Consider the following 13,199-nt stretch of genomic DNA (forward strand, 5'->3'; position numbering starts at 1 on the left):
CTCCACTCCGGGGAGCGCGGCCCCCCTCAGATGTGAAGGCGGAGAAGAATGACCGCGTCCTTGGACGCTGACCTGCGCGAACGGGCCGCACGGCTGACGGTCGCCTTCGACGGCTCGGCCTGGGTCCTGGGCCGGCCGGACCTGGGCGTCTTCGTCGCGGTGCCGGAGCCGGGCGCGGTCTTCGTCACCACCTTGCAGGAGACGGGCTCGGCGGCCGAGGCGACGGCCCGGGCGAGCGAGGCGGCCGGCGAACCGGTCGACGGAGGCGACTTCATCGACGGCCTCACGGCTGCGGGCCTGCTCGACCCGGCCGCGGCGCCGGACGACACCGTCGCGCCCGCCGGCCGGCGGGTCAAGTGGATCGAGGGGATCAGCCCCCGGGCGGCGGCCCGCCTCTTCGGGCGTACCGGCTGGTCGTTCTACACGGTGGCGCTCCTGTTCGCGCTCGCCGTCCTCGTGGCGCGGCCCGATCTGCGCCCTTCCTGGCAGGACGCGTGGTTCCTGCCCAGTCCCGGGCTGTCCGTGTTCGGATGGCTGGTGCTGGGCATCGCGTTCGGCGCGCTGCACGAGGCCTGGCACTGGCTCGCCGGACGGGCGATCGGCGTCCCCGCGACCTTCCGGGTGAGCTACCGGGGCATGTACATCGTCTACGAGACCGACCTGACCCAGATCGTCGCGGTGCCGCGCGACCGGCGTCACGGGGTGTACCTGGCCGGGATGGCCGTCGAGACCGTGGTCGTGGCGGCCGCGCTGGGCCTGCGGATGCTCGTCCCGCCCGGCGCCCTGGACGACCTGCTCGCCGCCGTGGTCCTGTTCAGGATCGTCGCCATCGTGTGGCAGTGGGCCGCCCTGCCGCTGCGCAGCGACTCGTACGCCCTGCTCGCCAACGCCCTGCGCTGCCACAACCTCTACCGGGTCACCTGGCTGACCGTGAAGAACCGGATCTTCCGCCTCACCGAACCTGAAACGGCCGAACTGGCCGGGGCGGGCGCGCGGGACCGCGCGATGGCCCGCTGGTTCGCGCTGCTCTACGTCGCGGGCATCGCCGTCATGGCCTGGGTGTTCCTCACCGTCATGCTGCCGCTGATGGTCTCGCTGGCCCAGTGGGGCGTGGCCCAGTTCGCCGAGGGACAGGTCGGCTCGGCCGGCTTCTGGGAGGCCCTCGTCGTGACCGCGTACGTGGGGCTGCGGCTCGGTCTGCCCCCGCTGCTCGCGCTCCGTGAACGACGGCTGCGGCGCGCGGGGGCGCTCCTCTGAGCCCATCCCGCCGGATCCACGAAAAATCTCCCCATCTATGCAGAGGAACGTATAGGGTCCCTTTTCGGGATGCCGACGGGGGAATGTGTGGAATTACGGACGCCGTAACGCCGGTTATTTCGGCGTAAATCAGGGTCCGGCGCGTTTCTCCAGGTCACCAGCTTTTCGCGTGGCGACGTGGGATGGGAGATGCGGAGCTTCATGACGGCCCGTGGCGACACACCGCAGTCTCCGTTACCCCTCGCGGACGCGGAGCACCCCGCCCCCTCCCGATGGGCCCCGCACCTGTGGTGGATGGCCCTCCTCGCGGGGACGCTCGGCTTCGCGTTCGCCTGGCTGGCCACCCCGCACGGCCGGGAGATCGGCGCCGCCTGGGAGCTCGGCGTCAAACTGCTCGCCTTCGCTTTCCTGTGCTGCGCGATCGCGTTCTTCCCATGGGTGTCGGAACGCCTGCACTGGCTGCTGTGCGTCCCGTTCGTGTTCTTCACCGCGTACGTGATCCCGCGCGTCAGTTACTTCTATTACGGGGACGTCGGGCGCGTCGAGGGCGACAGCTTCTACACCCATCTTTACCTGCTGCTCTATCCCGGGCTCGTGCTCACCGTCGCCGCCGCCTACCGCATCGGCGGCGGCAGCCCCGGGCGCTGCCTGAAGATCGCGATCAGCGGCATCGTCATCGTGTTCTCCGGGCTCCTCGACGTCATGTGGCAGGTCGTGAACCCGGTCGACATCCCCGAGGTCATCGACGCGCCGCACATCAACGTGATCACCGGCGGGCCGATCTCCTTCGCCGGGGCGGTGCTGTTCACGCTGGCGCACGTGCCGATCGTCGTCGGGATCAACCTGCTCCCGCTGGACCGCTGGATCGCCCGCCTGCTGGGAAGCACGCCAGGCCGTCACTGAGGAGGCGAAGCTGGACACCCACGACGTACCGCCGACCGTCGGCATCTCGGTGGCGGCGCCCGCCTACAACGAGGCGGCGAACATCGCGGCGGCGGTGACCGAATGGCGCGACTACCTGGCCGGGCACCCGGCGATCGGCGCCTGGGAGATCGTCGTCTGCGACGACGGCAGCACCGACGCGACCGGCGAGATCCTCGCGGACCTGCGGGAGCACTGCCCCGAGCTGGTCGTCGTCACCTTCGCCCGGAACCGGGGCGCCGGCGCGGCCATCGCCGCCGCCATCGCGCACACCCGGATGGACTGGGTGGTGCTGCTCGACTCCGACGGGCAGTTCCCGATCTCCGCCCTGGACGCCTTCCTGGACCGGGTACGGGCGGGCGAGGCGGACGCCTTCTCCGGCGCCCGGATCAGGAAGGCCGACGGCGTCGCGTACCGGTGGGGCTCGGCGGCCAGCGGCGCCGTCAGCAACCTCACGCACGGCACCCGGTACCGCGACTACAACTCGATCTTCAAGGTGGTACGCGGCCCGCTGCTGCGCGCCCTGCACCTGGAGTCGAGCGGGATGAACTGCTCGACGGAGATCACCGCCAGGGTCGCGGAGCTCGGCCACACCTGGGTCGAGATCCCGATCGAGCACCGGGAGCGCGGCGGCGGCGCCCGGGGGTGGCGGTTCTGGCGCGGCGCGCGGGACCGCGCCCTGTTCGTGGGCTATCTCGGCTATCGCCGGTGGCTGTTACGCCGGGGCGTGCTCCGCCTCCCGGAGGCGTCGGAACCGGCGCGCGGGATGACGGAGCGGGCCCGATGAGCGGCCGCACCGCCGTCACCCTCTTCAGCGGCGGGCGCGGCGGGGCCGGCATCGCGCGCGGCCTCTTACGCACCCCCGGGGTCGACCTCACACTGGTGATCAACGGCTACGACAACGGGCGGTCCACCGGCGCCCTCCGGCGCTACCTCCCCGGCATGCTCGGCCCCTCGGACTTCCGCAAGAACCTCCTGGTCCACCTCGACGACCGCGACCCCCGTCAGGCCGCCCTCCGCTCAGTCCTGGAACACCGGCTCACCGCCGGCGCGAAGGAACTCACCGCCCTGGCCCACGCGATAAGCAGCCCGTCATCCCCTGCACGCACCGCGGACGCGCCCGACCCAGTCGCCCTCCGCTCGGTGCTGGAGCACCGGCTCACCGCCGGCAAGGAGGAGCTCGCCGACGCGATAGGCGGTCCGGCCTCGCCCTCGACGCGTACCACGAACGCGCCGGACCCAGCCGCCTTGCCGCCGTCGGCGCGTACCGCGAGCGCGCTGGACCCAGCGGCTCTCTCGCCGCAGGCGCGTGCCGCGATCGGGCGGGACCTGGCCGCGTTTCTGTGCTGGATCGACAGTCACCCCGACGGGCTCGACCTGACCGAGTGCGCGCTCGGCAACCTGGTGTTCGCCGGTGCGTACCTGCGGCTGGGCGAGGACTTCAACGCCGCGGTACGCGCGTGCGCGCGGACGTTCGAGTCACCGCTCGGCCTGGTGAACGTCACCGGCGGCGAGAACGCGTTCCTGGTCGCGCTCAAGCAGGACGGCCGGCTCCTGGCCGACGAGGCGGACATCGTCGCACCGCAGGACGCCGCCGCGATCACCGACCTGTTCCTGCTCCGCGAGCCGCTGACCTTCGAGCGCCGGGCCGAACTGGCGGCCAGACCCGTCCAGGAGGTGCGGCGGATCCTGACGGATCTGCGCGCCACGGTCTCGCTCAACCCGGAGGCCGGGGACGCGATCAGGAACGCCGACCTTCTCCTGTACGGACCCGGCACCCCGCACTCGTCACTGCTGCCCAGCTACCTGACGCCGGGGGCCGCGGACGCGATCGCGGAGAGCCGGGCCGCGGCCAAGGTGTTCGTCGTCAACACCCGCGACGACCACGACGTCCAGGGGCTGAGCGCACCCGAGCTGGTCGGCCGTACCCTTTCCTACCTCGGCGACCCGGGCAACGAGCGCGGCACCGTCACGCACGTCCTCAGCCACCGCGCCCCGGACGCGCCGGGCGTCCCGTCCGACGTCGTCGCCGGCGGCGTCTGGGCGGGCGCCCGATGGGTCACCGCCGACCTGGCCGACGCCGACCGCCCCGGCGTCCACTGCGGCCCCCGCACCGTACGCGCCCTGATGGACATCGCCGACGAGGCCGCCCTGACGAGGACCCCATGACCCCGGCGGACGGTCGGCGCGGGTACGAGGACCCGATAAGCCCGACGGCGGACGGCCGGCTGCGCCGCGAGGGCCCGGCGGCGGGTGGTCGGCTGGGCCGCAAGGGTCCGATGAGCCCGGCGGACGGCCGGCTGGGCCACGAGGGTCTGGCGGCGATGGTCGCCGGGCGGCGGGTCTGGCTCTGTGATCTGGATGGCACGCTCGTCGACTCCGCGCCCGTGCACGCGGCGGCGTTCCGCGCCGCGATCGGGGAGCTCGCGCCGTCCGCGCTCGGTTCCTTCCGGTACGACGCGCACGCCGGGGCGACCACGCGCGAGGTGGTGGCCGGGCTGGGCGTCGGCGGTGACGTGGCCGAACGGCTGGTCCGGCGCAAGCAGCGGCTCTACCGGGAGTACGTGGAAGCGGGCAGGGTGGCGTCATTCCCCGGCGCCGGGCGGCTGCTCGACCGCCTGACCAGCGGCGGCCGCACCGCCTACCTGGTCACCAGCGGCAGCAGGGGCTCGGTCGAACGGGTCCTGGCGGCCTGCTCGCTGGGCGGCTACTTCAGCGGCGTGCTCACCGGCGACGACGCCCCGTCAGGCAAGCCGGACCCGGCGTTCTACCGGCACGCCTGCGAGCGCTGGTCCGTCGACCCGGACGACGCCGTGGCCCTGGAGGACTCCGAGCACGGCGTCGCCTCCGCCGTCGGCGCCGGGCTGGTGACGTTGCAGGTCAACGCGGCGGAACCGGCAGCGGGAGCGACCCAGGTGCGGGATCTGGACGAGATCGTGGACTTCCTCGGCAGGGGAGTGAATGGCAGTGAGTGACCAGCGCGTCTGCGCGGTGATCCCGGCGGCCGGGAGCGGGACCAGGCTCGGCCTCGGCATCCCGAAGATCATGCTGGAGATCGCGGACGGCGTCACCGTGTGGCACCTGCTGCACCGGCGGCTGAGCCCCTGGGTGGAGCACGTCCACGTGGTGGTCTCCCCCGCCGGCGAGATCCCGTTCCGCCGCCTGGCCGCTGAGGAGATCGAGCGAGGCGCCGTCTCGGTGAGCGTCCAGGCGCGGCCGACGGGCATGGGTGACGCGATCTTCGGAGCCGTCGCGCACTGGGAGGGGTACGACCGGATCCTCGTGGTCTGGGGTGACCAGGTGAACCTGTCCCCGGCGACCGTGCGGCAGGTGGTGCGGGCTTGCCATGACGGCCTCACACTCCCGCTGGTGCCGATGCCCGCGCCGTACGTCGAGTACGAGCTGGACGGGCCGGCCCTGGTCAGGGTGCGGATGTCCCGCGAGGGGGACGACTGCCGGCCCGGCGGGCTCAGCGACGTCGGCGTCTTCTGCCTCGGCACGGACAGGCTGGCGGAGGCGTGGGCGGGCTACCTGCTCGACGCCGCCCCCGGTGCGGCCACCGGTGAGGTCAACTTCCTGCCGTTCCTGCCGTACCTGTCGCAGGTCCGCGGCAGGCCGGTGACGGTGGTGCCGGTCACCGACCCTTCCGAGGCCCGCGGCGTCAACACCCCGGACGACCTCGACTTCGCCCGCCAGGCGTTCCAGCGGTGCCCGGACTGACCCGGCCGCGCCGCTGCCACGTCGTCTGCACCGAGGTCCCGCCGAACGTCGTCGGCGGTCTGGGACGGTACGCCGAGCGGATGCTCCCCGCCCTGCGCGCCGCCGGCGTCCCCATCGAGGTGTACGGCGCGGTAGGCCGGCACACGCGGGCCCGGACCGAACAGACCGGCGACGTCACCCTGCACCGCCTGCCCACCGCCGGACAGCCCACCCACCCACACCCCCCCAAACCCACCGACCCACGCGAGAACACCCGCCCGACCGAGGACGCCCGAGCGCGCGAGAACGCTGGCCCCGGTGGGGGTGCAGGCCCGCGTGGAGGTGCCGAACGGCGCGAGGACGCCCGCTCGTCCGAGGACGCCCAGCCGCGTGCGGACGCCCGTTCGCGTGGGGGTGTCCGGTCGCTGGTCAGGGTTGCCGGGTTGGTCGTTTTCAACGTGCGGGTCGCGGCGCGGATCCTGCGGGGTGGTGGGCGGCGGTCCGGGGCGGTGGTGGCGGTGCACGACTGGATGGGGTGCATCGCCGGGATCCTGTGCCGGGTGGTCGGGCGGATGCCGGTGGTGTTCCACGTGCACACCTGTGAGCACAACACCGCCCCGTGGGCGCGCCGCACCGCCGTGACCGCCGGCATCACCGCGCTGGAGAACGCCCAGGCCCGGCTGGCGAACCTGATCGTGGTGCCGAGCGCGGGCATGCGGGACGAGCTGGTGGCGCGCGGCTGGCCGCCGGGGCGGCTGCGGGTCGTGCCGCACGGGTTCGAGGATCCCGAGCTGGTGCGGCTGGCCGGGCTGTCCCCCGCCGAGCGCGACCGGCTCCGCGCGGAGGTCAGGGCCCGCTACCTGCCCGGCGGCGCAGGAAGGCTGGTCGTCTTCGCCGGTCGCCTGTCGCCGCACAAGGGCGTGCGCACGCTGATCGAAGCGGTGCCCTTGCTCCGCGACCGCGGCGACCTGCGGGTGGTGCTCATCGGCAGCGGCGACGACGCGGAGGTGGCCCGGCTGATCCAGCGGGAGGGCGTCGGCGGGCACGTGGTCGCCGGCTACCGGTTCCTGGACCCACCCGAGGTGTTCGCGCACTTCCTGGCCGCCGACGTGTGCGCCTTCCCTTCGTCGTACGAGCCGTTCGGGCTGGTCGCCGTGGAGGCGATGGCGCTGGGACGGCCGGTCGTGGTGGGGCCGGGCTACTCGCCGGAGGTGGTCGGCGACGGGGCGGTCCGCTGCCGTACCGGAGAGCCGGAGGAACTGGCCGCGGCCCTGTCGCGCTGCCTGGACGACCCGGAGCACGCTGCCGGGCTCGCCCGGCGCGGCGCCGAGCACGTCCGCGCGCGATACTCCTGGACGCGCACCGCCGAAACCACGCTCGCGGCGTACGCGGAGGTGACCCCGTGACGTCCGGCCCGGTCCGCGACCGGATGGCGCGCCTGCTCGGCGGCCGGAACAGAGCCGGACGCGACCACGCGACCAGGCTCGCCGGTGGACGGGGCTGGGCCGTCCGCGACCACGTGGCCAGGTTGGTCGGCGGGCGGGGGTGGGCCGTGTGGCCGACGCTGGTGGGGATCGCCGCCAGCGGGACGGCGGCGGCGACGACGCTCGTCATCGCCTGGGGGATCGGCGCGGCGGCGTTCGGCCGGTTCACCCTGGTGCTGACGATCGCGTTGATCGTCACCGTCGGCATGCTGCTCAACCTGAACTACGTCATGTTCCAGGAGCTGCCGAGGGCCGAGCCGCAGGACCGGCCGGCCCTGGTGACGACGGCGCTGTTCACCACGCTGGCGCTGGGCGGCGGACTGGTCGCCGCCGGGCTGCTGGCCGCCCCGGCGCTGACCCGCCTGCTCGGCGTGGACGTCCGTACGCTCTGCTTCGCGCTGGCGCTGGCCCTGTCGATGACGGTGAACCAGCTGACCGAGAGCTTCCTGCGCGGGCTGAAGAAGTTCGCGTTCGTGGCGGGGCTCAAGCTCGCCGTCGCCGCCGTCTACCTGGCCACGGCCGCCTACTGCCTGCTGGTCGCGGGCATCAGGGACGCCGAGGTCTACCTGGTCGCGCTGATCGTCACGAACGTCGTGTTCGCCCTCGTGGCCGTGATCGGCTTCGATATCGTCCCGCGCTCCTGGTCCGCGTCCCTGGCGCGCTCGCTGCTCCGGCACGGCGCCTACATGAGCGTCATCGCCGCCTTCACCGCCGTGCTGTTCGGGGTGGACGTGATCTTCCTCAACCACTGGGCCTCCGGGAGCGACGTCGGCGTCTACTCGATCTACAACGGCTTCCCGAAGAGGCTGCTCGGCGTGGTGTTCACCGAGGGGATCGGGCTCGTGCTGCTGCCGGTGCTGGCGACGGCCGACAAGGTCGCGGCGCTGCGGCGGATCGGCCGCCTCGCGCCGGCGATCGCGGTGGCCACCGCCGTCTTCTCCTTCGCCGCGAGCGCGCTGTTCTTCCTGGTGCTGCGGGCGGAGTATCCGTACTCGCCCGGACTGATGGCGTTGTCCGCGGTGGGGATCGGCGTCCACACGGTGTTCAACCTCTACCTCTTCGCCCTGTCGATGGACGGGGTGCGGGGCGCCAAGGTGCTCATCGCCTGCCTCGCCGTCGGGTCGCCCCTCGCGCTCGCCTGCCAGGCCGTGTTCATCTCCTGGCAGGGCCTGACCGGGGGCCTGATGGGGTTCGCACTGACCAATCTCGTCCTGGTAGCCGTCGTGGCCGTCGCCGCGGCCCGGGTGTACCGGGCCCGTCCTCCGGAGGTCGAACGATGAAGGTCGTCCACGTCATCAACCAGTTCCCGCCCAACATCACCGCAGGGCTCGGCCGCTACGTCGAGGAGATCACGCCGCACCTGGCGCGCGACCTGGAGATGGCCGTGTTCACGCTGAACGACGGGCGCCTGCCGGTGCACGAGCGGCGCGACGGCGTCACCGTCTACCGGCCGCTCGGCCGCCTGCTCGGCGCGATCAGCCGCCGCCGCAGGCTCAACCGGACGCGCCGGGCCGAGTTCGTCCTGCTGGCGGTGAACGTCGTGGTGAGCAACTGGCGGTACTTCCTGCGGCTGCGCCGGCTGGCCCCTGGTGAGCGGCCCGACCTGGTCGCCGTGCACGACTCGACGAACTTCCTGGCCGCCCTGCTGTGCCACTACGTGCTGCGCCTGCCGGTCGTCTTCCACGTGCACACCACCGAGTACGGCGTCGCGCCGCAGCGCAGCATCACCGACCCGGTCGGCGTGTTCGCCGCCCTGGAGCGGTGGCTGGGACGGATCGCCCGCCGGGTCGTGGTCGCCACCCCGGAGGTGCGCGAGCAGCTCGCCGCCGCCGGGTGGAACCGGGACACGATCGACGTGGTCTGTCTGGGCGGCACGTTCGAACGGCGGCTCGCCGGTGTCGACAGGGCCGCGCTCCGCTCCGGCGCCGCCGCGCTGCGCGCCCGTCTCGGCATCGCGGACGGCGACCCTGTCCTGCTCTTCGTCGGCCGCGTCGAACGGCAGAAGGGGATCTACCAGTTGCTGGAGGCGATGGAGAAGATCGCCGTCGCGCTCCCCCGGCTCCGGCTGGTGATCGTCGGCGAGGGGGACGAGGCCGGGGTCGCGCGGATCGTCGCGGACGCCGGGCTGGAGGGGCGCGTCCTCACCTCGGGCGGGTTCGTCGACGTCGCGGCGCTGCTGGAGTACTACGAGCTGGCCGACCTCTGCGTCTTCCCCTCGCTCTTCGAGCCGTTCGGCCTAGTGGCGACCGAGGCCATGGCTCTGGCCAGGCCGACGATCCTCGGCGACGGGTTCTCCCGGATCTTCCTCGGCGACCCCGCCGACCCCGCCGTGCGGTACGCGCGAAGCGCCGACCCCGGCTCCATCGCCGACGCCGTGATCGACCTCATGGCGGATCCGGTGGCCCGCCGCGCTCTCGCGGACAGCGGGGAACGGTTCGTCAGGGAGCGGCTGAGCTGGGCCGGAGCCGCGAAGGAGACGATCGCGGTCTACCGGTCCGCACTCGCCCGTAAGTGAGCCGTACGCGGCGAGTCACCGTGTACATCCGGCGGTGAGCCGTACGCGAAGTCACCTGTACGCCCGGCGGTGAGCCGTACGCGGCGAGTCGCGTCGTGGTCGCCCGGCGAGGGACCGTCTCTTACCGGCGTTTGTGCCCCTTGGATTTGGTGTGTCGGGCGGCGGGCTCGCGGCCGGGGGGCTGGCGGGGCTGTCCGTTCGACGGCGGGCGCGGTGGGTTGGGGCGGGCGACCGATTCCCGGTCGAGGCGGATCTGGTCGCCGTGGTGGGTCAGGGTGATCGGCGGGCCCTCCAGGAGCTCGTAGGTGGTCGTCTCTTCCGTGGCGGTGACGCTCAGGAGGCTGCCGCGGTAGCGCAGGCGGAAGGCGAGCCGGGTGATCTCCGGCGGCAGCTTCGGGGCGAACCCCAGCCGCCCCTGGCCGGCGCGCATCCCGCCGAACCCCGTCACGAGGACGATCCACGCCCCGGCCAGCGAGGCCATGTGGACACCGTCGACGGTGTTCTTCTCCAGGTCCTCCAGGTCCATCAGGGCCGCCTCGCCCAGATAGCGGTAGGCCAGGTCGAGGTGCCCCACCTCGGCGGCGATCACCGCCTGGGTGCAGGCGGACAGGGACGAGTCGCGGACCGTCAAGGGCTCGTAGTAGGCGAAGTTCCGCGCCTTGTGCTCGGCGGTGAAGGCGTCGCCGCGCAGGTGCATGGCGAGGACCAGGTCGGCCTGTTTGACCACCTGCTTGCGGTAGAGGTCGAAGTAGGGGAAGTGCAGGAGCAGCGGGTACTGGTCGGGCTTGGTGGCGGCGAAGTCCCACGGCGCGTGCTGGGTGAACGCCTCGTGCTGCGGATGCACGCCCAGGTCCTCGTCGTAGGGGACGGACATCGCGGCGGCGGCGTCGCGCCAGGCGGTGGTCTCCTCGGCGGTGACGCCGAGCCGCTCGGCCTCGTCGGGATGGCGGGCCGCGGTCTCGGCCGCCACGCGCAGGTTCTGCTGGGCCATCAGGTTGGTGTAGACGTTGTTGTCGACGACGGCGCTGTATTCGTCGGGGCCGGTGACCCCGTCGATCCGATACCGTCCGGCCGGGTCGTGATGGCCGAGGGCGCACCACAGCCGGGCCGTGCCGACCAGCAGCGGCAGGCCGGTCTCCCGCTCGAACGACGTGTCATCGGTGGCGTCGACGTACTGGGTGACCGCGTGCGCGATGTCGGCGTTGACGTGGAACGCCGCGGTGCCGGCCGGCCAGTAGCCCGAACACTCCTCCCCGTGGATGGTCCGCCACGGGAAGGCGGTGCCGTGCAGCCCCAGCTGGGTGGCGCGGGCCCGCGCCAGCGGGACGATGGACCGGCGCCACGACAGCGCGTCGGCGACGGCTCGCGGATAGGTGTAGGTGAGGACCGGCAGGACGAAGATCTCGGTGTCCCAGAACGCGTGCCCGTCGTAGCCCGAGCCGGTCAGCCCCTTGGCGGGTATGGGGCGCTCCTCCAGGCGCGCGGCCGACTGCAGCAGGTGGAACAGCCCGAAACGGACGGCCTGCTGCACCTCGGGGTCGCCTTCCACCTCGACGTCCGCGCCGTTCCAGAAGTCGTCGAGGAAGCGCCGCTGGTCGGCGCACAGACCGTCCCACCCGGCCAGCCGGGCGGCGGCGAGCGCCGCGACGACCTGATCGTGCGTGGCGGCCCGCGAACGCCGCACCGACCACCCGTAGGAGAAGTACTTGACCAGTCTCAGCGGCCGTCCGGGGGCGAGATTCGTGGCGACGGTGAGCCGGCTGACATCGCCGCTGCCGTCGGCGTCGACCAGGGTGCCGTCCGGCCCGTCGATCTCGTGGCTCATGCCGGCGGCCACCCGTATCCCGCTGACCCGGGTGCGGTGCACCATGATCGCCGGGCCGTTCTTGTTCGGGACGTTCTCCTCCAGCACCAGTGGCGACCGCAGCCGCGCGGCCGCCCGCGGGTCGTCGTCCGTGGTCTCCTGGGTCTCGTTGGCCACCAGCTCCGACTGCACGACGACGCGCAACGGCTCGTCGACCGCCTCGACCTCGTACCGGATCGCGGCGACGGCGCGGTGGGTGAAGGACACCAGCCGGGTGGAGGTGACCCGCACCCGGGTGCCGGTCGGCGAGCTCCACAGGACGGTGCGCGTCAGGGTGCCGGCGCGCAGGTCGAGGACCCGTTCGTGCTCGTGCACCGTCCCGTAGCGCACGTCGAAGGGCTCGTCGTTGACCAGCAGCCGGATCACCTTGCCGTTGGTCACGTTCACCACCGTCTGCCCGGACTCGGGGTAGCCGTAGCCCGCCTCCGCGTACGGCAGCGGCCTCAGCTCGTACAGCCCGTTGAGGTAGGTGCCGGGCTCCCCGTGCGGCTCGCCCTCGTCCAGGTTGCCGCGCAGGCCGATGTGCCCGTTCGACAGCGCGAACACCGACTCGCTCTGCGCCAGCACGTCCAGGTCCAGCCGGCGCTCCCGCACCGACCACGGCTCGATGGCGAACGCGGGATGCCGGATCATCGCCGGCCCTCCGACTTCAGCAGGTCGGCCAGGTCGCCGACGACGACGTCGGCGCCGTGCTCGCGCAGCGCGTCCGCCTGCCCCTTCCGGTCGACGCCGACGACGAAGCCGAAACCTCCGGCCCGGCCGGCCGCGACTCCGGCCAGCGCGTCCTCGAACACCGCCGCCTGCGAGGGCTTCAGCCCCAGCGCCTCGGCGCCCGCCACGTACATGTCCGGGGCGGGCTTGCCCGCCAGGTGCCGCTCGCGGGCGACCACCCCGTCGATCCGCGCCTCGAAGCGTCCGGCGATCCCGGCGGCGGCCAGGATGTGGGCGGCGTTGGCGCTCGAAGACACCACCGCCCTGCGCAGCCCTGCCTCCTCGGCGGCCCGCACGTATCGGACGGAGCCGGGGAACACCTGCACGCCGTCCCTGTCGAGTATGGCCTGCACCAGGGCGTTCTTCCGGTTGCTCAATCCGTACAGGGTCTGCGCGTCCTGCGGGTCGTCCGGCTTGCCCTCCGGGAGGCTGATCCCGCGCGCCTCCAGGAAGCTCCGGGTCCCGTCGAGCCGTTTCTTGCCGTCGACGTAGCGGTCATAGTCGGCCACCGCGTCGAACGGCACGAAAGGGGTGCCCGTGCGGTCTGCCCGGTCGCGCAGGAAGTCGTCGAACATCGACTTCCACGCGGCGGCGTGCACGGTGGCGGTGCGGGTGAGCACGCCGTCCATGTCGAACAGGCACCCGCGCACCCCGTCAGGCATCCCCAGCATGATCCCCCCGATCAGCGCCATGCGGCCCGACCTGCGACTTACCCCCTCTCCCGCTCTTGTCACCCGGGCCGGAGACG

11 protein-coding genes are annotated in these 13,199 nt (G+C 72.8%); 9 read left to right on the forward strand and 2 right to left on the reverse strand.

Features of this window, described 5'->3' with window-relative positions:
- Nucleotides 1–48 precede the first annotated feature (48 nt).
- From ABD999_RS37580 to ABD999_RS37620, 9 genes are all read left to right on the forward strand, one after another.
- Nucleotides 49–1,257 (forward strand): hypothetical protein, encoded by a 1,209-nt coding sequence (locus ABD999_RS37580; protein WP_271275509.1) that lies wholly within the window; start codon nt 49–51, stop codon nt 1,255–1,257.
- 294 nt (nt 1,258–1,551) lie between these two features.
- On the forward strand, nt 1,552–2,160 hold the full coding sequence (locus ABD999_RS37585) for a hypothetical protein (protein WP_219549639.1): 609 nt from the start codon (nt 1,552–1,554) through the stop codon (nt 2,158–2,160).
- Nucleotides 2,161–2,209: 49 nt separating this feature from the next.
- Nucleotides 2,210–2,965, forward strand: coding sequence for a glycosyltransferase family 2 protein (locus ABD999_RS37590; RefSeq protein ID WP_271275510.1), 756 nt, complete (start codon nt 2,210–2,212; stop codon nt 2,963–2,965).
- Entirely contained in the window at nt 2,962–4,347 is a 1,386-nt protein-coding gene (locus tag ABD999_RS37595) for a 2-phospho-L-lactate transferase CofD family protein (RefSeq protein WP_271275511.1), read from the forward strand. The genes ABD999_RS37590 and ABD999_RS37595 overlap by 4 nt, the downstream gene beginning before the upstream one ends.
- Nucleotides 4,344–5,153, forward strand: a complete 810-nt coding sequence (locus ABD999_RS37600) for an HAD family hydrolase (RefSeq protein WP_271275512.1) — start codon at nt 4,344–4,346, stop codon at nt 5,151–5,153. Before ABD999_RS37595 ends, ABD999_RS37600 begins: the two co-directional genes overlap by 4 nt.
- Complete coding sequence (locus ABD999_RS37605; protein WP_271275513.1) at nt 5,146–5,898, forward strand: NTP transferase domain-containing protein; 753 nt, start codon at nt 5,146–5,148, stop codon at nt 5,896–5,898. Before ABD999_RS37600 ends, ABD999_RS37605 begins: the two co-directional genes overlap by 8 nt.
- Nucleotides 5,886–7,283 (forward strand): glycosyltransferase family 4 protein, encoded by a 1,398-nt coding sequence (locus ABD999_RS37610; protein ID WP_271275514.1) that lies wholly within the window; start codon nt 5,886–5,888, stop codon nt 7,281–7,283. The genes ABD999_RS37605 and ABD999_RS37610 overlap by 13 nt, the downstream gene beginning before the upstream one ends.
- On the forward strand, nt 7,280–8,641 hold the full coding sequence (locus ABD999_RS37615; protein ID WP_271275515.1) for a lipopolysaccharide biosynthesis protein: 1,362 nt from the start codon (nt 7,280–7,282) through the stop codon (nt 8,639–8,641). Before ABD999_RS37610 ends, ABD999_RS37615 begins: the two co-directional genes overlap by 4 nt.
- Nucleotides 8,638–9,876, forward strand: a complete 1,239-nt coding sequence (locus ABD999_RS37620; RefSeq protein ID WP_271275516.1) for a glycosyltransferase family 4 protein — start codon at nt 8,638–8,640, stop codon at nt 9,874–9,876. Before ABD999_RS37615 ends, ABD999_RS37620 begins: the two co-directional genes overlap by 4 nt.
- Before the next feature lie 121 nt (nt 9,877–9,997).
- On the opposite strand, the gene ABD999_RS37625 is transcribed toward ABD999_RS37620, so the two are convergent.
- Entirely contained in the window at nt 9,998–12,373 is a 2,376-nt protein-coding gene (locus ABD999_RS37625; protein ID WP_271275517.1) for a glycoside hydrolase family 65 protein, read from the reverse strand.
- On the reverse strand, nt 12,370–13,143 hold the full coding sequence (locus tag ABD999_RS37630; RefSeq protein ID WP_271275518.1) for a beta-phosphoglucomutase family hydrolase: 774 nt from the start codon (nt 13,141–13,143) through the stop codon (nt 12,370–12,372). The genes ABD999_RS37625 and ABD999_RS37630 overlap by 4 nt, the downstream gene beginning before the upstream one ends.
- Nucleotides 13,144–13,199: the final 56 nt, after the last annotated feature.

Source organism: Nonomuraea ferruginea, assembly GCF_039540635.1.
GTDB lineage: Bacteria > Actinomycetota > Actinomycetes > Streptosporangiales > Streptosporangiaceae > Nonomuraea > Nonomuraea ferruginea.